This is a genomic window from Nocardiopsis quinghaiensis (genome assembly GCF_008638365.1).
GTDB classification, from domain to species: domain Bacteria; phylum Actinomycetota; class Actinomycetes; order Streptosporangiales; family Streptosporangiaceae; genus Nocardiopsis; species Nocardiopsis quinghaiensis.
In genome coordinates, this window is record NZ_VWVU01000003.1 from 256,982 (window position 1) to 275,584 (window position 18,603).

The 18,603-nt window shown below is 72.4% G+C and carries 16 protein-coding genes; 10 read left to right on the forward strand and 6 right to left on the reverse strand.

The window, feature by feature from the left end; genetic code table 11:
- Positions 1-167: 167 nt before the first annotated feature.
- Both FYX01_RS09930 and FYX01_RS09935 read left to right on the forward strand, forming a co-directional pair.
- Positions 168-1,739, forward strand: coding sequence for a PucR family transcriptional regulator (locus FYX01_RS09930; RefSeq protein WP_150239798.1), 1,572 nt, complete (start codon positions 168-170; stop codon positions 1,737-1,739).
- Between the two features lie 87 nt (positions 1,740-1,826).
- Positions 1,827-2,528: a pentapeptide repeat-containing protein gene (locus tag FYX01_RS09935; RefSeq protein WP_150239800.1), complete on the forward strand. Its 702-nt coding sequence runs from the start codon at positions 1,827-1,829 to the stop codon at positions 2,526-2,528.
- Positions 2,529-2,927: 399 nt separating this feature from the next.
- Here the strand turns inward: FYX01_RS09935 and FYX01_RS09940 are convergent, their stop codons facing one another.
- The 3 genes from FYX01_RS09940 to FYX01_RS09950 form a co-directional block, all read right to left on the reverse strand.
- Positions 2,928-3,896: an alpha/beta hydrolase gene (locus FYX01_RS09940; protein WP_150239803.1), complete on the reverse strand. Its 969-nt coding sequence runs from the start codon at positions 3,894-3,896 to the stop codon at positions 2,928-2,930.
- Between the two features lie 180 nt (positions 3,897-4,076).
- A complete protein-coding gene (locus FYX01_RS09945) occupies positions 4,077-5,006 on the reverse strand; it encodes an aminoglycoside phosphotransferase family protein (protein ID WP_150239805.1) in 930 nt (309 codons plus the stop codon).
- A gap of 193 nt (positions 5,007-5,199) precedes the next feature.
- Positions 5,200-6,174: a LysR family transcriptional regulator gene (locus FYX01_RS09950; protein WP_150239807.1), complete on the reverse strand. Its 975-nt coding sequence runs from the start codon at positions 6,172-6,174 to the stop codon at positions 5,200-5,202.
- Between the two features lie 44 nt (positions 6,175-6,218).
- On the opposite strand from FYX01_RS09950, the gene FYX01_RS09955 reads away from it, so the two are divergent.
- A complete protein-coding gene (locus tag FYX01_RS09955; protein WP_190394255.1) occupies positions 6,219-7,046 on the forward strand; it encodes a serine hydrolase in 828 nt (275 codons plus the stop codon).
- A 143-nt stretch (positions 7,047-7,189) separates the two neighbouring features.
- Entirely contained in the window at positions 7,190-8,176 is a 987-nt protein-coding gene (locus tag FYX01_RS09960; RefSeq protein ID WP_150239811.1) for an MBL fold metallo-hydrolase, read from the forward strand.
- 29 nt (positions 8,177-8,205) lie between these two features.
- Here the strand turns inward: FYX01_RS09960 and FYX01_RS09965 are convergent, their stop codons facing one another.
- Both FYX01_RS09965 and FYX01_RS09970 read right to left on the reverse strand, forming a co-directional pair.
- The gene (locus FYX01_RS09965) at positions 8,206-9,309 is read right to left on the reverse strand and encodes an endo-1,4-beta-xylanase (protein ID WP_150239813.1); all 1,104 of its coding nucleotides are present in this window, start codon (positions 9,307-9,309) and stop codon (positions 8,206-8,208) included.
- Positions 9,310-9,323: 14 nt separating this feature from the next.
- Positions 9,324-10,577, reverse strand: coding sequence for a cytochrome P450 (locus FYX01_RS09970; protein WP_150239814.1), 1,254 nt, complete (start codon positions 10,575-10,577; stop codon positions 9,324-9,326).
- A gap of 490 nt (positions 10,578-11,067) precedes the next feature.
- Here FYX01_RS09970 and FYX01_RS09975 point away from each other — a divergent pair, with 490 nt between their 5' ends.
- The gene (locus tag FYX01_RS09975) at positions 11,068-12,843 is read left to right on the forward strand and encodes a serine/threonine protein kinase (protein WP_223830385.1); all 1,776 of its coding nucleotides are present in this window, start codon (positions 11,068-11,070) and stop codon (positions 12,841-12,843) included.
- A gap of 115 nt (positions 12,844-12,958) precedes the next feature.
- Here FYX01_RS09975 and FYX01_RS09980 read toward each other — a convergent pair whose 3' ends face one another.
- Positions 12,959-13,906, reverse strand: coding sequence for a sucrase ferredoxin (locus FYX01_RS09980; RefSeq protein WP_150239816.1), 948 nt, complete (start codon positions 13,904-13,906; stop codon positions 12,959-12,961).
- Between the two features lie 873 nt (positions 13,907-14,779).
- Between FYX01_RS09980 and FYX01_RS09985 the strand changes: the two genes are divergently transcribed.
- From FYX01_RS09985 to FYX01_RS10000, 5 genes are all read left to right on the forward strand, one after another.
- On the forward strand, positions 14,780-15,748 hold the full coding sequence (locus FYX01_RS09985) for an ABC transporter substrate-binding protein (protein WP_190394256.1): 969 nt from the start codon (positions 14,780-14,782) through the stop codon (positions 15,746-15,748).
- Between the two features lie 125 nt (positions 15,749-15,873).
- A complete protein-coding gene (locus tag FYX01_RS27145; RefSeq protein WP_317846056.1) occupies positions 15,874-16,080 on the forward strand; it encodes a hypothetical protein in 207 nt (68 codons plus the stop codon).
- Positions 16,077-16,841: an ABC transporter substrate-binding protein gene (locus FYX01_RS09990; protein ID WP_317846057.1), complete on the forward strand. Its 765-nt coding sequence runs from the start codon at positions 16,077-16,079 to the stop codon at positions 16,839-16,841. Before FYX01_RS27145 ends, FYX01_RS09990 begins: the two co-directional genes overlap by 4 nt.
- On the forward strand, positions 16,838-17,698 hold the full coding sequence (locus FYX01_RS09995; RefSeq protein WP_150239820.1) for an ABC transporter permease: 861 nt from the start codon (positions 16,838-16,840) through the stop codon (positions 17,696-17,698). Before FYX01_RS09990 ends, FYX01_RS09995 begins: the two co-directional genes overlap by 4 nt.
- Positions 17,695-18,522, forward strand: coding sequence for an ABC transporter permease (locus tag FYX01_RS10000; RefSeq protein ID WP_150239822.1), 828 nt, complete (start codon positions 17,695-17,697; stop codon positions 18,520-18,522). Before FYX01_RS09995 ends, FYX01_RS10000 begins: the two co-directional genes overlap by 4 nt.
- Positions 18,523-18,603 lie beyond the last annotated feature (81 nt).

The window sequence follows — 18,603 nt, forward strand, 5'->3', positions numbered from 1 at the left end:
GTGAAGTACACCACCGGAACCGCGTTCCCTACCAGCAAGTGAAGACATGAAGTGTGCGTGGAACGAACGGTTATCGTTGGGCGTTTCCTACAAGCGGTGTTCCCGGGAGACGGCGACAGCCACCACCGTCACCGCCGCGCACCACACGAGCGACAAGAGGGACGTTCATGCGGATCAGTGAGCTGATCGCGGTCAAGCGGCTGCACCTGAGGTTTCTGACGGGGGCGGAGCACGCGCACCGCGTCCTGCGGTGGGCCTACACCACCGATCTGCTCGAACCCGCCCGCTACCTGCGCGGCGGCGAGTTCGTCCTCACCGGCATGATGTGGCGTACCCGCCCCGAGGACTCCGGGACCTTCGTGTCCTCCATCGCGGGTGCCGGGGCGGTCGCCCTCGGCGCCGGAACCGCCCTGGGCGAGGTCCCACCCGACCTGGTGGAGGCGTGCCGCGCCCACGACCTGCCCCTGGTGGAGGTGCCCCCGGAGACCTCCTTCGGCGCGGTCACCGAGGAGGTGCTGCGCTCCCTGACCCAGCAACGCTTCAGCTCCATCGCCGAGACCCGTGACCGCCACCGCCGCCTCATCGCGGAGGTCGCCTCCGGCGCCGACCTTCCCCGTACCTTCGCCGAGGCTGCCGGACAGGCCGGGCTGACCGCCTGGATCGTCTCCTCCACCGGACGCCACGTCGCCGCCTCCGGCGAGCCCCTGCCCGGGGGCGACCGCGAGTGGCTCGCCGCCCGGGCCCTGACCCGTCCGTCCTTCCCGCACACCGTCCGCCTGCCCGGGGAGGGCGGACGCGCACTGACGATCCTGCCCGTCCAGACCAAGGACTCCCACCCCCTGGCCACCTGGCTGCTGGTCTGCGAGGGCGACCACACCGCCTGGTCCGAGGAGGTGCACGAGTCGGTGGCCGAGATGGCGTCCATCGCCGTGCTCGCCCGCAGCCGCATCGAGGAGCGCGCCCTGACCGGTGCCCGCCACCTGGAGGGGCTGCCCCGGCTGCTGGCCGCCCAGCGCTTCGACGAGGTCACCGAGCTCATGCGCGGTACCGGTCCGGCCGACGGAGGGGAGGGCGCTCACCTCGTGGTCAGCGCCGTGATGCTGCCCGAGCCCCGCGTGCCCGACCTGACCCGGCGGGTGGTCACCGAACTGGTCGCCGACCGTCCCGGCGCCGTCGTCACCGGGGACGAGGACACACTGGCCGTGGTCCCCGTGGGCGGTCCGGAGACCGATGTCCGCGCCCGGGCCGAGGAGGTGCGGGCCGAACTGCTCCACCGGGCCCGCGTCCTGGAGGGCGGCCTGCTCGACCACCGGATCGCCATCGGCCTCAGCTCGGCCGTGCGGGAGGTGCCCGAACTGCGCGGCGCCACGGTGGAGGCCCGCCACGCCCGCCGCCTGGCCGAGCTGCGCGGCGGCCGCTCCCGGGTGATCGCCGGGGCCGAGATCGACTCGCACGAGCTGCTGCTGGCCTCGGTCCCCGAGGAGGTCCAGTCCTCCTACCGGGAGCGGCTGCTGGGACCACTGCTGGCCTACGACCGGGACCACCGCTCGGAACTGGTGGAGACCCTGGAGCAGTTCCTGGCCCACTCGGGGTCGTGGCAGCGCTGCGCCGCCGCCATACACGTGCACGTGAACACGCTGCGGTACCGGATCGGCCGGGTGGAGGACCTGACCGGTCGGGACCTGAGCAGCCTGGAGCACCGGGTGGACCTCTTCCTGGCGCTCAAGCTCCGCGACTGAGGGTTCGGGGACGCAGCCGGGGAGGAAGGGGAGGGAAGGGGCGTGCCCTGCGCGGAAGTGTCACCGGTCGCCGCTAGGGTCCCCACGATGAGTACCGACCTCTCCCTCCCCGAGACCACGGACGCGGACCTGTCCGGCGCCGACCTGCGCGACGTCCTGGCCGATCCCCCGGACCGACCGCGCGTGTTCACCCGCTGCGACATGACCGAGGCGAACCTGTCCGAGGCCGACCTGACCGACGCCACCTTCCACGACTGTCGTCTGGACGGAGCCCGCCTGGAGCGGGCGGTCCTGGAGGGGGCGGGGTTCACCGGCGGCAGCGCGGCCGGCGCCGTGTTCGCGCACACCGAGTGCACCGACACCCGCTTCGAGCGGGTGGACCTGGCCAACACCCGCTGGCAGGGCGCGCTGCTCACCGACACCGTCTTCACCGGCTGCCGGATGACCGGGGCGGGGCTGAACTCCCTGCGGGGGATCGGCTACACCTTCGACCACTGCAACCTGATGCTGGCCCGCTGCAAGGGCATCACACTGCGCGGGCAGACCCTGGAGGGGCTGCGCATGGACGAGGCAGACCTGGCCAGCGCCGACCTGCGCGACACGGTGTGGGCGGAGTCGCGGCTGCGCGGCGCCAACCTGGTCAACGTGCGGCTCTCGGGGGCCGACCTGCGCGGCGCCGACCTGGGGGAGCCCACCCTGGAGCAGGCCGGATACCTGCGCGGGGCCAGTATCAGCCCCGTGCAGGCGGGCACGATCCTGGGCGCCCTGGGCATCACGGTGGTGGACTAGGTCGTGTTTTTTGCACCGTTCCGGGCTCGCGTCCGCCAAGCTGCCCCTCGCTACGCCTTTGCGCTCGTGAAGCACGACCAGGCTGGACTTCGCACATCGTCTTGCGAGAGATCGCCCGGGAGGGCCGCTCGCCGACCCGAAAGCCTTCTGGAAAACACTCACTCCCTAGCGGACGCCGTGCCCGGGGCCCGGCGCCGCCGCCTTGGGCACAGCTAATAATCTACATCGTAAAGGTGCTGCTTCTTTTCATGATCGGCTGATCATGTGAGGATCAAGGGCCACCGCCACGAGTACGCCGTGACGGATGCGGACATCCGTGGAGCCAGGAGTCAGAAGTGCTGTCGAAGCCCGCTCCTCTCACCTTCATTTCCGCCGTGTCCGGAAACGGGGGAGGAAGGCTCAGGCTCCGATGGTCCGGCGTAGCCAGGGCAGGCGCTGCGCGGTGGCACTGCGGCTGAGCGCGGCCCGGGGAGCCAGGCCGTCGAAGCCGTGGAACCCGCCCGGCCACACGTGCAGTTCGGCCGAGCCTCCCGCCTTCCAGATCCGGGAGGCGTAGTCCACGACCTCGTCGCGGAAGGTCTCCGCCGAGCCCACGTCCAGGAAGGCCGGGGGCAGGCCGGACAGGTCCTGTGCGCGTGCGGGAGCGGCGTAGGGGGACACGTCCGGGCCGCCCGCCGCCTCGCCGAGCAGCGCGCCCCAGCCGGTGGCGTTGGCGACCTTGTCCCACACGCCCGCTCCGGCCATCTGCTCGGCCGAGACCGAGTCGTTGCGGTCGTCGAGCATGGGGCAGACGAGGAGTTGTCCCCGCAGGGCCGGTCCGCCCCGGTCGCGGGCCAGCAGGGCGGTGGCGGCCGCCAGCCCGCCTCCCGCGCTCACTCCGCCCACCACCAGGCGCTGGGGGTCGATGCCCAGGCCGGCGGTGTTCTCGGCGGCCCATCCCAGGCCCGCGTAGCAGTCCTCCACCGGGGTGGGGTGGGGGTGTTCGGGGGCGAGCCGGTAGTCCACGGACACCAGGGCCAGGCCCAGTTCGCGCGCGGTCAGCAGCAGCCCGGGGATCTCCGCTCCCCGGTGGGTGCCCGCGATCATGCCGCCGCCGTGGACCCAGTACAGGGCGCCCACGGGTTCGGTGGCCCCGGCGGGCCTCCACACCAGCAGGGGCACGTCGGCGCCGTCGTGGCCGGGTGCGTGGTGCTCGGTCTCGGTGTAGGCGCCGTCCAGGGTCAGGTCGGCCTCCGGGCCGGGGGCCTGGTGGGCCTGGCGTTCGCGCAGGGCCGGGATCATGTCGGGGGTGAGCTGGTAGGGGACCTCCTCGCGGAACACGGCCAGGGCCGCGGCCAGTTCGGAGTCGAAGGGGGGAGGGGTGGGCATGTGCGCCTCCGGACGGGGTGGGGAGTCGTGTGGGGCGTCACCATTGTGGCCGAGCGGTGACCGGCGGGGCGGCGCCGTGTGGCGGTACGCGCCGCCGGCCGGCGGGAGAGGCCCACGGGCCGGAGCCCGCTTCCCGCGGGGTCGGGGCCGTGAGGGCACCCGTGCCCTCACGGCCCGTGCTCAGCCCGCCAGGGCCTCGCCGATCGTCACCTGGGGACGCGGAGCCTGGAGGTGGCCGCTCTCCAGGCGCCACACGCAGTCCTCCAGGACCCGGACGAGTGTCCAGGCGCGGGCCCGCTCGCGGTCGGCTCCGGCGACCTCGGTCAGCAGGTCGAACCTGCGGCGCACCGACCGGGGCGCCCCGCCCGGTTCGGCCTCCTCCGCGAACCGGTTGCGCAGCGCGGGCAGGAGTTCGTATCCGGGGTCGCCGACCAGCGGCTTGGGGTCGATGGCCACCCACGGCTCCCGGCCGGTTCCCGGCAGCGGGGCCAGCACGTTCTGGAAGTGCAGGTCCCAGTGGAGGAGCCGGTCACCCGGCTGGGCCGCCATCTCCCGGGCGACGGCCGACCACCGGGCGAGCAGTCGCCGGAACCGGTGGTCGACGCGCTCGCGTGTCAGGAAGGGGCGGGCGCGTTCGACCAGGGTCTGGGCGATCGGGCCCAGAGAGCGCATCCCGGTCGGGCCGGGACACGCGTTCAGGCGGGCGAGCAGACCGCCGATCACCCTCAGGGCCTCGTCCACCTCCACGTCGTCCAGGGACCGGGCCGGGTCCAGGGCCTCCAGGAGCATCGCTCCGTTGCCGGGGTCGTGTGCGAGCAGGCGTACCGCGCCGTCACCCGCCCAGGCGCGCAGCGCGCCGGGTTCGCCCTCGCTCTCCTGGTCCACGGGCAGCACCTTGAGCACGGCGGGGGTTCCGTCGGCGCGCCGTACCGGTACCACCAGGGACACCGCTCCGTGCAGGGGCCGGCCACCGGTGGGGCGCAGCCGCCACAGGTCGCACTGCCGGGCGGCCGTCCGGGGCAGTCGGTCCACCCACTCGGGGCCGAAGAAGTCGCCGACCGTCCTGGCCAGTTCCTCGGGCACGCTGATCGGGGGAGTGGTCCCGCACATGTTCGTCGTCTCCTTCGTCGCCGGGTCCTGGTCGAAGGAGTGAGGGGAGGAGCGCGTGTCTAACGCATACCGAACACCTCGCTGTCGTCGCCGGTCGCCGTGACCGTACCCGGTGGGCCGGTGCCGCGCCCCCGTTCTCCGTGTGCCGGGCGGTCCGCGGCCGCGGACGCGGGGGTGTCCGGCGGGGGCCGTGTCAGCCGGGCGGGGTGATCGGTTCCTCCCCGTACACCCGTGACCAGGGACGGTGGCCGTTGCCGACCGTCAGCGACCCGTCGTTGCCGGGGGGATCGGCCAGTACCCGTGCGGCGGCCTCGGCGAAGGCCGCGGCGGCCGGGTGGGCGTCCTGGGCCGGGCGCACCGCCTCCGTGCGCCGGTGCAGCGGTGCGCCGGTCAGGGGCCGCCAGGCCAGACGCGGTTCCCGCGCGGCCACAGCCGCCGTCTCCAGGGCCACTCCGCGCCGGGCCAGCACCAGTCCCAGCAGGAACTCGGTGTCGCCGGCCTCGCGTACCCGGGGCGGTATCCAGTCGCTCTCCCGGCACACCGCCAGGACGCGTTCGAACCACACCGGGGCGCTTCTTCGCGCGGACAGTACCAGGTCCCACCCCGCCAGGTCCCCGAGGTCCACGGAGCCGGCGCGTGCCAGTGCCTCACCGCGCGGCAGGACCGCGCCCAGTTGCGCGCGGTGCACCGGTTGGCCGACCAGTCCCGCGCCCTCGAAGGGCGCGGTCAGCAGTCCGGTGTCCACCGATCCCCCGCTCAGCGCGCGTACCAGTTCCGTACCGGTCATCTCGCACAGGTCCACCTCCAGGCCCGGTGCCTGGTCGGCCATCCGCTCCACCAGGCCGCGCAGCGCGACCGCCGGGGTCGCGGGCGGTACCGCCGCTCGCAGGGTGCCCAGTTCGCCGTCGCGCACGCGCCGCATGGTCTCGCGCAGGCGTGTCTCGCCCGCCACCAGGTCACGGGCCTGGGAGACCAGCAGCCGTCCGGCGGGCGTCAGTTCCACGCGGCGGCGCGACCGGTCGAACAGGGCCACCCCCAGTTCCTCCTCCAGGCGGCGCACGGACTGGCTCAGCGCGGGTTGGGCGATGCCCAGTTCCACCGCGGCCTCGCCGAAGTGACCCTCCCGTGCCACCACCAGGAAGTACCGCAGGTGCCGTCCAAGATCCACGGCCCGACTCTAGACCACCGCCGGAGAGCGCTAGCGTGAGCGCCGTGACCACCGCCAGCGCCCCCGTCGTCCGTGTCCACGCGCGTGAGATCGACGGCACCGGACAGGTCGGCCGTCTGGCCGACGAGCCCGTCGTCCTGGCCTCCGTGGCCAAGGTCCTCATCGTCCTGGAGTTCGCCCGTCAGGCCTCCACGGGGCTCGTGGACCCCACCGAGCGTGTCGTGGTGCGCCGTGACGACCGGCTGGGGGGCTGGGGCACCGCCGACTTCGCCGACGACGTCGAGTTGTCCCTGCGTGACTGTGCCCTGCTGGCCATGACGATCAGTGACAACACCGCCGCCGACCTGATCGTGGACCGTGTGGGCGTGGAGCCCGTCCACCTGCTCGCCACGGAGTTGGGGCTGGAGCGCACCCGCTTCACCGGCGGACCCCGGGCCCTGCTGCACGCCCTGCTCGACGAGAGCGACGCCACCGGTACCGATCCGGCCACCCTCCTGGCCCGTGATCCCTCGCGGACCACCTCCAGTACCCCGGCCGACATCACCCGCCTCCTGCGGCTGGTGTGGACCGACGCCGCCGCTCCGCCGAGGGCGTGCGCGTTCGTGCGCGACCTCATGGCGCGTCAGCTGGTGCGTACCCGCATCGCCTCGGGCTTCGGTCCCGACGTCCGTGTCAGCGTCAAGTCCGGGACCCTGCCCGGGCTGCGTATGGAGGCGGGGGTGATCGAGTACCCCGACGGTGGTCGCTACGCCGTCGCCGTGTGCGCGGCGGGTCCCGACGCGGGGCGCACCGCCCTGGAGGCCGACATGGCCCTGGGGCGGGCCGCGCGTGAGGCCGTGGAGCGGTTGCGTGTTCCGTTTTCGGGCGGTTGAGGGTCCGTCGGCGCGGCGCTGACCGGTTCCGATAGGCGAACGCCTATCGGAACCGGTCGCGCCGCTTATTGGACGCTGTGTCGTGAACCGTGTTTGTCTGTGCGCCGTTCGACCCATCAGGCCAGAGAGAACGAGGTCAGCACATGTCGATCGGACGACGGGGATTCCTGCGGGGCGCGGTCGCGGGCGGGGCGCTCACCCCCTTGCTGGCGGGCGCTGCGGCGCCCGCCCACGCCACCGCCGCGGCGGCCGCACCGGGGGCCTCCCCCACGGGGAGGGGCGGCAGGGTCGTCTTCCGCTGGTTGGGCACCAGCGGCTGGCGGATCGACATGCCGGGCCGGTCGTCGGTGCTGGTCGATCCCTTCCTCACCCGGTTCAGCACCGGCCTGTTCGACCCAGACCGCAAGTTCGACGCCAAGACGTCCCTGACCGTGGACGCGGCCACCGTCGACGAGCACACCGCCGACATCGGTGACAGGGGCGTCGTCCTGGTCACCCACACGCACTGGGACCACTTCTCGGACGTGCCGCACATCGCCACCACGACCGGCGCCCAGGTCGTGGGCACCCTGACCACGTACCACCTGGCCCAGGCTATGGGCGTCCCCGTGGGGCAGACCTCCCCGGTGCGGGGTGGGGAGGTGCTGGACTTCGACGGGTGTGTGGTGGAGGCCGTCTCCTCCCGGCACAGCCGCAACGCCCACCACTCGGTGCTCTTCGCGGGTGTGCGTGTGGGTGTGCCGGAGGCCCCCGCCACCATCGCCGACCTGCCCGAGGGCGACACTCTGGCCTTCCAGGTCACCCCGCCCTCGGGGCCCTCGGCGTTCTTCATGGGCGCCAGTGACTTCGCCGAGCGCGAGGTGGCCGGGCTGGCGCCCGACGTGGCGATGGTCGCGTTGCCCTCCACCTCCAGCACGCACGAGTACGTGCCCCGGCTGCTGGAGGCCCTGGATCGGCCCGGGACCGTGGTGCCCGTGCACTGGGACCACTTCGAGCGCGAGTTGGCCAACCCGCCGGTGGACGGTACCGGGAAGGGCATGAGCGTGGGGGAGTTCACCGCCCTGGTGCGCCGGGTCTCGCCCGGGAGCCGGGTCGTGGTGCCCGAGTACCTGACGCCCTACACGTTCTAGGGAGGGGCCCGGGGGTGTGCCCGGCGTCCTCAGGGGCGCCGGGACAGCGCCTCGACCATGCCGTCCAGGGCGGGTTTGGGTTCGTAGTCCTCGTCGAAGGGCAGTGCGGCGGTGTACCCGGGGAACCATTCGGGGATCCAGGAGTGCTGGTCGCTGACCCCCCACACCGACACGCTCATGCACCGGGGCACCTCCAGGCACGCCTGGACCACGTGCTGGTACTCCTGTTCCTGCTGTCGCAGCGCCTGTTCCCGCGGGGGTTCGGGGATGCGCACGTCCAGTTCGCTGACGGTGACCTCCAGCCCGAGGTCGGAGAAGCGGCGCATGTGCTCGGCCAGGTCCCGGGGGACGTTGCCGTGGACGAAGTGCCCCTGGAAGCCGATGCCGTGCAGGGGCACCCCGCGGTCGAGCAGGTCGGTCACCAGGGAGTACATGGCGTCGGTCTTGGCGCCGCCGCCCTCGATGCCGAACTCGTTGATGTACAGCTTGGCCGCGGGGTCGATCTCGTGGGCCATGGACAGCGCCTCGGCGATGTAGTCCTCGCCCAGGACCTGGTACCACAGGTTCTCGCGCGGGCGCGGCCCGTGGTCCTCGAAGGGTTCGTTGATCACGTCCCAGGAGGTGATGCGTCCCTGGTAGCGCCCCAGAAGCGCCTCCATGTGCTCGCGCATCACCTCGCGCAGTTCCCCCGTGTCCCAGTCGCCCCGGGCCAGCCAGGAGGGCTGCTGGTTGTGCCACAGCAGTGTGTGCCCGTGCACGTCGAGACCGTGGTGTTCGGCGAAGTCCACCACGGCGTCGGGTCCGTTCCAGTCGAACTGGTACCGCTCGGGTTGGACGTGTTCCCACTTCATGGCGTTCTCGGCGGTCACCGAGGTGTAGTTGTCGGTGACCACGGACTGGTAGTCGGGGTCGTGCGTCAGCGGGTCGACCGCCACCGCGACCCCCAGTCCGATCTCGTGGGCGCCGGCCAGCTGGGGCAGCCCCCTCTCGGCCTCCTCCCGCTCCGGCTGGGGCAGGGCGACCGCGAGGATCGCGGTGACCACGAGGATCACCGCGCACAGGGCCCCCGCCGTCAGGAGGACCTCGCGTCCCCGGGTGAGTGCGTGCCATCGGACGGGGGCCGCGCCGCGCATCCTGTCCCCCACTTCTACTGGTGTCCCGTGGTGACGGGGAAGGCCGACAGGGCGCGTACGACGGTGGTGCCGCGGCGGGTGGGCCGTGCGGTGGGCCGTAGGCCGGGCAGGCGCTCGGCCAGGGCGCGCAGCGCGATCCGGCCCTCGAGTCGGGCGAGCGGGGCGCCCAGGCAGTAGTGGAGGCCGCCGGAGAAGGACAGGTGGTCGGATGCGTCGGGGCGTGTGATGTCGAAGCGGTCGGGGTCGGTGAAGCGCTCGGGGTCGCGGTTGGCCGAGCCGATCAGGCACAGGGTGTAGTCGCCTCTGCGGAGGTGGTGGCCCTGGACGGTGGTGTCGGCCTGGACCCAGCGGGTGGTCATCTGCACGGGGGAGTCGAAGCGCAGTGCCTCCTCCACGGCGCTCTCGGCCAGCGCGGGTTCCTCCACCAGGTGCCGCCACTGTTCGCGGTGGCGTAGCAGGGCCGCCATCCCGTTTCCGATCAGGTTCACCGTGGTCTCGAATCCGGCGACCAGGAGCAGCCGGCACATGGTGCTCACCTCGGCGGCGGTGAGGCGGCCGTTGTCGGTTTCGGCGGCCAGGGCGGAGATCACGTCCTCCCGGGGGTCGGCGCGCCGCTGGTCCAGCAGCCGCTCGAACAGCGCGTCCAGCCGTGCGGTGGCCTGGCGGATCCGGCGCAGGTGGTTCGCCGACCGCGCGCCGTCCAGTGCGCCGCCGACGGTGTAGCCGATGCGTACGAACTCGGCGTCGTCGGACTCGGGGATGCCCAGCAGGCGGCTGATGACCGCGATGGGCAGCGGTTGGGCGAAGTCGCGCATGAGGTCGAAGTCGCCGCGGGCGGCCGCCGCGTCCAGGAGCGCGTGGGTGATCTTCTCGATCTCGGTCTGGTACTGCCTCATCCGGCGCGGGCTGAACGCGGGCCGTGCGATTGCGCGCAGCCGGGTGTGTTCGGGCGGGTCCTTCATGAGGAAGGACAGGTCCAGGACGTCGAACTGTTCGGGCAGTGCCTCCTGGGAGGGGGACCGCACGCCGAACTCCCGGCCGCGTAGCAGTGTGCTCACGGCCTCGTGGGTGTGCGCGGTGCGAAAGCCCAGCCGGCTGGTGACGAAGGGACCCTGGGCGCGCAGGCGCCGGTAGGTGGGATAGGGGTTGTCGCGCCAGGGGTGGTGCAGCAGCCGGCTGGGGTGGTCCTGGGTCTGTGCGGCCAGCCACGACAGTCCGTGGGCGGTGCGCAGCCGGGCGTCGGTGCGGAGGGCGTCGAGAATCTGCATGGTGGTGGGTCCTCTCCTGCGTACCAACGACACTAGGCGTGCTTCCCCCGTGCGGTCATGAGGTCTGGCGACTTGGCCGTTGGCGGTCAGCGGGGAACTTCCCGGCGGCCCGGGGGCGTTGGCACGCCTTCCGGGCCGCCGCGTTCCCACGTTCGGCCTGGCCGTAGGGAGTGGGGAGTCGCACGGATCTGAGAAGACCGTACTCCTGGGACCCTTCCACCGCCGGGAAAATCCGGCCCGGGCGGTGTGCGGGGCCCGCGGAGCCCGCGGCGGACACGTCGTCGCGAGGGCGCCGCGTGGGTGGTCGGAGTGGGTGTGCGCGGGCTCGTGGCGGCCGCCTCCCCGGGACCCGCCACCCCCTAGACTGGGCTCCTCCGCGGCGGACGCGGCGGTTTTTCCGTGCCGCGGTGCGGGAGGGCGGGTGCTGTTTCCGCCGGTCGGCGCCGCTCACGGGGTTCCTGGGTGGAAGAGCAACGCGCAGAGTCGGAGGATGAGGACGTTGGGTCCCTTGGAGAGCGTCGACCCCGAACGCATCGGCCGGTACCGGCTGATCGGCCGCTTGGGCTCTGGCGGCATGGGTCAGGTGTTCTTCGGCCGCTCGGCCGGAGGGCGGGCGGTGGCGATCAAGCGCATTCACCCGCACATGGCCGCCGACGCGTCCTTCCGTCAGCGTTTCGCCCGCGAGGTCACCGCCGCACGCCAGGTCAGCGGTGCCTTCACCGCCCCGGTCATCGACGCCGACCCCGACGACCAGGTGCCCTGGCTGGTCACCTCCTACGTGCCCTCCCTGCCCCTGGACGAGGCGGTGCGGGCGCACGGCCCGCTGCCCGAGGCCAGCGTGCGCGTGCTGGCCGCCGGTCTGGCCGAGGCGCTGGCCGAGATCCACCGGGTCGGCCTCATCCACCGCGACCTCAAGCCCGGGAACGTCCTGCTCGCCGAGGACGGGCCCCGGGTGATCGACTTCGGTATCGCCCGTGCCACCGACGGGACCGCCGCCACGCAGTCGGTCATCGGCACCCCCGGTTTCATGAGTCCGGAGCAGGTGCAGGGCGAGACCCTCACCCCCGCCGGCGACCTGTTCGCCTACGGCGCCGTGCTGGCCTACGCCGCCACGGGCACCGGTCCCTTCGGCGAGGGCAACATGCCCACCATGGTGATGCGCATCATCAGCCACGAGCCGGACCTGTCGACCGTTCCCGAGTCGCTGCGCCACCTGGTCGCCGCGTGCCTGTCCAAGGACCCGCGGGGGCGCCCCGGGCCGGGGGAGATCCTGGACTACCTGGGCGATGTGCACGTGGGTCCGACCTGGCTGCCGCCGGCCGTGATGATGGGCGTGGAGGAGCAGGTCGCCAAGGTCAACAAGGCGCTGGCCGCCTCGGCCGGTGACGTGCGGGCCACCGGCGCGCACCAGCGCACCGAGGTCCTGGGCCAGGGCGGTGCCACCGCCCTGGGCGGTGCGGCCGCCGGAGCCGCCGCGGCGGGCGCGTGGGGCGATGACCAGTCCACCAGGGTCGCGGGCGGGGCGCAGGGGGCCGACAACGGCGCCACCTCGGTGCTGGGGGAGCAGACCTACCAGCAGACCCACCAGCCCACGGCCCCGTTCCCGGGCGCCCAGCAGGTGCCGCCCACCGCCTACCAGCAGGGCCATCCGGGCGGGGAGGATCCCTACGCCGACCTGTACGGCACGCGGCGTGACTCGCGCTCTGAGGCCGCCGCCGATCCGCGCCAGCAGCAGGAGCAGTTGCGCCAGCAGGAGGAGCAGCGGCAGCGCCGCATGGAGGAGCAGCAGCGCTACCAGCAGGAGCAGCACAGGCGGGTGGAGGAGCAGCGGGTCGAACAGCGCCGCCGGCAGGAGGCCGAGCGCGCCCACCGCGAACGCGTGCGCGCCGAGCAGGAGGCCGCCCGCCGGGCGCAGGCACAGGCGCGCCAGGCCGACCAGCCGGGGCTGTGGGGTTTCGTCAAGCTGCTGCCGTTGCTGATCATCCCGCTGATCCAGATTCCGCTGGGTTACGGCGCCGCGCTGGCGTGGTCGTGGTTCACCGCCGAGAGCGGCGTGTGGAACGGGACGGCCTACGCCTTCGAGCCGTTGACCATGGACTCCTTCTGGCACGCGACCATGCTGGGCTACTTCGTCTTCAACAACCTGGTGTCGTTGGAGTACCTGGTGCGGTCGCTGCGGACCTCGTTCGTCACTGGCGCGGTGCTGGCGCTGGGAGCGGTCGCGGCGACCAACGGGTTGTTGTACAGCTTCGGCTTCTGGGGCTGAGGACCCGCCGCCCAGGGAGCACCCGCACCCCGCCGGGCCGGGAGCATACCCGGCGGGCCCGGGAGTGCCGGGCCGCCGACGACGGGAGACCCTGCGCCGACCCACATCCGGAACGTCAGCCGGGGGTGGAGACGCCCGCCCGGTCCTGGCGGATCTCGGTCACCCGGTGGTGTACCGGGCGGGTGGGGGAGAGCGCCGAGCACGTGGTCGGGCACTCCGGTCCCTCCGCCGCGGCCACCGACACCGTGTACAGGCCGCCGCCGTGGCCCAGGGTGACCCGGACCCCCTCGGCGGTCTCCTCCTCGTCCAGGTGTGTCAGCGCGTCCACGCCCACCGCGCCCAGGCGGGTGCGCAGCGCGGCCTCGGCGGCCTGTACGGCCGAGGAGTCGCTGCACCGCCCCCGGTAGTTGCCGGGCAGGACCACGCCGCTCTCGAAGGCGGCGACCGTGCGCCGCGCCGACTCCGGTTCCAGGCGGCCGAAGTAGGCCCCCTGGGGCAGGGCGACCAGGTTGGCGGCGAAGCGGTCGCCGCCCACGTGCGTGGTCTCCCACACCTGGGCCCGGCCTCCGGTGAGCGCGGCGGCCACCGGGCGGCCCAGTACCGCGCAGCACGGGTCCTTCTTGGCGTGCGTGCACACCAGGTACAGGGTGTGGTCCACGGCGGTGCCGAACGAGGGCGGCCGGGGCCGTTCCACGGCGGTGGTGTCGTACTCCAGCAGTTCGGCCAGATCGGTGAAGTCCACCTGGCGCGCCCAGGGGCTGGTGCGGCTGACATGCACGAAGTAGGCGCGTCTGGGGCCCGCTCCGGTCCCGGTGCGGCCGGTGTCGCCGGGGCGCTTGATCAGCTGGGGTTTGATGTCCCTGCCCGCGATGCGCTCGGCCAGCCGTGAGACCACGGCCTTGTCCAGGCCGGGGCTGGTGAAGGCGGGGTGGCGCCAGGGCCCGGGGTGTTCGACCAGCAGCCAGCCGGTGGTGCGCCCGGCCGTTCCGGAGATCGGCTCGCCGGTGTAGCGGGCCAGGGCCGAGCATCCCCGGCTGCCGTCCGGGGCGGTGGGCAGACGCACGGATCACGTCCAATCGGGTGGCGGGTGCACGGCGCCCGTGGAACCAGGTCACGGGACCGCGCGAAACGGGGTCGCGAAGGTTAGGTTAGCCTACCCATTCTGTGAGTGCCCCGCTCGGTCGGGGGTATCGTCCCGCTCCGGTGCGACGCGCCCCGTGGGGATCCGGTCCGTGTCCCCTCAGGCCGGGCCGCGTGTACGGGTGTACCCGTGTACCCGGAGGTGGGGGCGTTTCGGGCGCCGATCTGATTCAACGTTCAAATGTTGACACCCGGACAATCGCTGCCCGAGGATGAGGCACGGAGGGAAGTTCCGCGCCCGCTGTCCGGATTCCGTCCTGATCCGGACCGCGGGCGCGCCCCCTGGGCCGCCCGCGGTCCGGCCGCCCGCCGTGGTCGGGTCGAGGCCACGCGCCGGGGCGCCGGGGCTCCGGCGGACGGCGACCGGCCGTCGCGGTGGCCGATCGGGCCTTCGGCGGTTCCGCCTCCATCCACGCGCGCGCCCGGCGCGGCGCCCTTCCGTTGGCCACCCCCTGGGGGAGTCGGCCCGCCCCTGGTGCCGGCCCCCATGGCGACGACGCGCGTGCGCGTCGTCGCCCCTGGCGCGGCGCTCGGACACGCAGTCGTTCACTATTCGAACCCTTATTCGCTTTGCGAACGCCGAGTGGGCCCAGTGGGCCCCCGCGTGGGGTGAGGCGGCTCCGAAAGCACCCTGACCAGGCACGGTCATCCCATCACCGGCTGTTCACGAGTCGGAAACGTGCCCTCGTCGTGCCTTGACCGAATGAGGTGGATCACTTATGTTCGCTAGAAGAACACGTGTTCGCTAAACGTACAAAGACGGGCGACAGCGCCCCCGATCCAGCTGGAGTTCCTGATGCGCCGAACGTTGGCCGCCCTCACCACGGGCGCGGCACTGCTGGCCGCCACCGCGTGCGGCTCACAGGAGGCCGACTCCGATTCCGACTCCGGTGACCTGACCACGGTCACCGCGGGCGTCATCCCCATCGTCGACGTCGCCCCCGTCTACCTCGGTGTGGAGCAGGGGGTCTTCGAGGAACACGGCATCGACCTGCGACTGGAGTCCAGCTCCGGTGGCGCGGCCATCGTGCCCGGCGTCGTCAGCGGAGAGTTCGACCTGGGATTCAGCAACATCGTCTCGCTCGTCGTCGCCCGTGAGCAGGGGCTGCCCCTGACCACCCTCACCAACGGCGTCACCACCACCGGTGAGCAGGGCGCGGACATGGGCGGCGTGTTCGTCCGGGACGACAGCTCCGTCCAGGACGCCGCCGACCTGGAGGGGCTCACCGTGGCCAGCAACAACCTCAAGAACATCGGGGACACCACCGTGCGCCAGTCCGTGCGCGAGGCCGGGGGAGACCCCGCCTCGGTGGAGTTCGTCGAACTGCCCTTCCCCGACATGCCCGCCGCCCTGGAGACCGGCCAGATCGACGCCGTCTGGGCCGTGGAGCCCTTCGCCTCGATCATCCGCCAGGCCGGGCACCGCGAGATCGCCTCCAACTTCGTCGACACCCACCCCGAGCTCTCGGTGGCCGCCTACTTCGCCTCCGAGCAGCGCCAGGCCGAGGACCCCGAGCTCTTCGCCGACATCACCGCCGCCCTGGAGGAGTCCCTGGCCTACGCCCAGGACAACCCCGACGAGACCCGCCGGATCATCTCCACCTACACCGAGATCGACCAGGGCGTCCTCGACGAGCTGATCCTGCCCCGCTTCCCCACCGACATCAACCGCGAGTCCGTGCGGACCCTGGCCGACCTGATGGTCACCGACGGTCTCATCGACTCCGAGCCCGACCTGGACGCCCTCTACGGCGCCAAGGAGTGATCCCGGGCCCGGACCGCACCACACCCGGCCGGGCCCAGACTCCCGGCCCGCCGGGGACATCCGTCCTCCCGGCGGGCCCACCGCACCCCCATCCACATCCCCCGTTCTCTGTACAGGAGAAGACCATGACCGCGACACGAACCGCCCTGGTGGCACTGGCCGCCGGCACGGCGCTCACCCTGACGGCCACGGCCTGCGGCGGCGACGCCAGTGGCGACCCGGCCGGAAACGGGCTCACCCCCGTCACGGTCGGGGTTCTGCCCATCACCGCGGTCGCCCCCTCTACCTCGGCGTCGAACAGGGCCTGTTCGAGGAGCAGGGCCTGGACGTGACCATCGAGACCGGTGGCGGCGGCGCCACCACCGTGCCCCGCATCGTCAGCGGCGAGCTCGACTTCGCCTTCGGCAACGTGGTCTCCCTCATGGTGGCCCGCGAACAGGGCCTGCCCCTGACCGTGGTCGCCAACGGCATGACCACCACCGGCGACGCCGAGACCGACTACAGCGCCCTGGTCGTGCCCGAGGGCAGCGACATCACCGCCCCCGCCCAGCTGCAGGACGCCACCGTGGCCATCGACAACCTGCGCAATATCGGTGACACTTCCGTGCGGAACTCGGTGCGCCTGGACGGCGGCGACGCCGACCACGTCGACTTCGTCGAACTGGCCTTCCCCGACATGGTCGGCGCCATGGACAACGGTCAGATCGACGCCGCCTGGGTGGTCGAGCCCTTCCTGACCATCGCCCTGGAGCAGGGCGCCACCCCCATCGCCGCGAACTTCGTCGAACTCGACCCCGAACTCTCCATCGCCACCTACTTCACCGGTGACGAACTCATCGCCTCCGACCCCGACACGGTCGACGCCTTCACCGAGGCCATGAACGCCTCCCTGGTCTACGCCGAGGAGCACCCCGACGAGACCTCCCAGATCCTGACCACCTTCACCGAGATCGACCCCGAGCTCATCGACCAGCTGCGCTGGCCGCGCTTTGAGACCGAGATCGACCGCGGCGCCCTGGAAACCGTCGCCGACCTGATGGTCACCGACGGCCTGATCGACTCCGCACCCGACCTGGACACGTTCATTCGATGACCGAAACCACCGCCCAAGGCCCCGCGCGCGAGCGCCCCGAGGCTCCTGCGGGAGCCGGCGGGCGCCCGCGCGGGGCCACCCGCACGGGCACCAGCAAACCGCTCCTCGGCGCCGTGGGCATCGTGGCCTTCCTGGGCATGTGGGAGGCCGTGCCCCACGTGGGCCTGGTCTCCGAGCGCTACCTGCCCCCGGCCTCGACGGTCCTGGCCGCCCTGGCCCGGCGCGCCACCACACCCGATTTCTGGACCGCGGTCGGTGACACCCTCATCGGGTGGGGCCTGGGGCTGGCCATCGCCTTCGTCGGCGCCGTCCTGCTCGGCTTCGCCATGGGCGCCCTGCCGCGGGTGCGCGCCTTCACCAACTCCACGGTGGACTTCCTGCGCCCCATCCCGTCGGTGGCGCTCATCCCGCTGGCCGTGCTGGTGTACGGCACCGACATCCGCTCCACCCTGCTCCTGGTGGTCTACGCCTGCTTCTGGCTCATCTACATCCAGGTGCTCTACGGTGTGGCCGACGTGGACCCGGTCGCCGAGCAGACCGCCCGCTCCTACGGGCTGGGCCGCCTGGCCCGGATCCGCTACGTGGTCTGGCCCACGACACTGCCCTACCTGATGACCGGGGTGCGCCTGGCCGCCGCGGTCGCCCTCATCCTGGCCATCACCGCCCAGCTGATCATCGGCTCTCCCGGCATCGGCCGGGAGATCGCCGTCGCCCAGTCCAGCGGCGCCGTCTCCTCGGTCTACGCGCTCATCGTCGCCACCGGCGCCCTGGGCGTGCTGATCAACATCGGGGTGCGCGCCCTGGAACGCCGCGTCCTGCGCTGGCACACGTCCGTCCGCGGGGAGGCCACCGCATGAGCAGCCGATCCACCACCTTGAGCACGGGGTCCGGCGTCACGGCCTCCGTGCGGCGCGCGGGCACCAAGGTCCTGCACGTCCTGTTGCTGCCCTCGCTGCTCATCGGCCTCTACGCCTACTCCAGCGCCAACTCCGACAGCTACTACACACCCACCCCCGACCTCATCGCCGCGGCGTTCGCCGAACTGTGGTTCTCCGAGCGCTTCTTCGTGGACGTGCTGCCGAGCCTGGCCCGCCTGGCCACCGGCTTCACCATCTCCGCGGTGCTGGGCGTGGGCCTGGGCGTGCTGCTGGGGCTGTCCACCAGGGTGCGCGCCCTCTTCGAACCGGTCCTGGAGTTCCTGCGGGCCATCCCGCCGCCCGTCCTGGTGCCGTTGATGATCCTGCTCGCCGGGATCGACGACTCCATGAAGGTCCTGGTCATCGTCTCCGGCTGCGTGTGGCCCATCCTGCTCAACACCGTCGAGGGCGTGCGCGCGGTGGACCCCGTCCTGGCCGACACCGCCCGCTGCTACGGGATCACCGGCACCGCGAGGCTGCGCGTGCTCGTGCTGCGCTCGGCCAGCCCGCAGATCATGGCCGGGCTGCGCCTGGCGCTGGCACTGGCCATCATCCTGATGGTCATCAGCGAGATGTTCGCCAGCTCCAGCGGTCTGGGCTTCGCCATCGTGCAGTTCCAGCGCACCTTCGCCATCCCCGAGATGTGGGCGGGCATGGTGCTGTTGGGGCTGGTCGGCTTCGCCCTGTCGGCCCTGTTCGAGTTCGCGGAGGGCCGTGTCCTGGGCTGGTACCGCGGCCTGCGCGCCGCCAACCGGGGGGAGTGATCCGGATGAGCGCGAACAGCGGTACGAGCGCGGGTGAGGACACCGGGAACCCGGGCGCCACGACGAACCACCAAGGAGAAC

Excerpts from the sequence above, each read along its gene's own strand:
- FYX01_RS09960 (WP_150239811.1), top strand. The coding sequence starts at position 7,190 with ATGTCGATCGGACGACGGGGATTCCTGCGGGGCGCGGTCGCGGGCGGG.
- FYX01_RS09970 (WP_150239814.1), bottom strand. The coding sequence starts at position 10,577 with ATGCAGATTCTCGACGCCCTCCGCACCGACGCCCGGCTGCGCACCGCC.
- FYX01_RS27145 (WP_317846056.1), top strand. The coding sequence starts at position 15,874 with ATGACCGCGACACGAACCGCCCTGGTGGCACTGGCCGCCGGCACGGCG.
- FYX01_RS09975 (WP_223830385.1), top strand. The coding sequence starts at position 11,068 with ATGAGGACGTTGGGTCCCTTGGAGAGCGTCGACCCCGAACGCATCGGC.
- FYX01_RS09940 (WP_150239803.1), bottom strand. The coding sequence starts at position 3,896 with ATGCCCACCCCTCCCCCCTTCGACTCCGAACTGGCCGCGGCCCTGGCC.
- FYX01_RS09945 (WP_150239805.1), bottom strand. The coding sequence starts at position 5,006 with ATGTGCGGGACCACTCCCCCGATCAGCGTGCCCGAGGAACTGGCCAGG.
- FYX01_RS09930 (WP_150239798.1), top strand. The coding sequence starts at position 168 with ATGCGGATCAGTGAGCTGATCGCGGTCAAGCGGCTGCACCTGAGGTTT.
- FYX01_RS09985 (WP_190394256.1), top strand. The coding sequence starts at position 14,780 with ATGCGCCGAACGTTGGCCGCCCTCACCACGGGCGCGGCACTGCTGGCC.
- FYX01_RS09935 (WP_150239800.1), top strand. The coding sequence starts at position 1,827 with ATGAGTACCGACCTCTCCCTCCCCGAGACCACGGACGCGGACCTGTCC.
- FYX01_RS09965 (WP_150239813.1), bottom strand. The coding sequence starts at position 9,309 with ATGCGCGGCGCGGCCCCCGTCCGATGGCACGCACTCACCCGGGGACGC.
- FYX01_RS09995 (WP_150239820.1), top strand. The coding sequence starts at position 16,838 with ATGACCGAAACCACCGCCCAAGGCCCCGCGCGCGAGCGCCCCGAGGCT.
- FYX01_RS10000 (WP_150239822.1), top strand. The coding sequence starts at position 17,695 with ATGAGCAGCCGATCCACCACCTTGAGCACGGGGTCCGGCGTCACGGCC.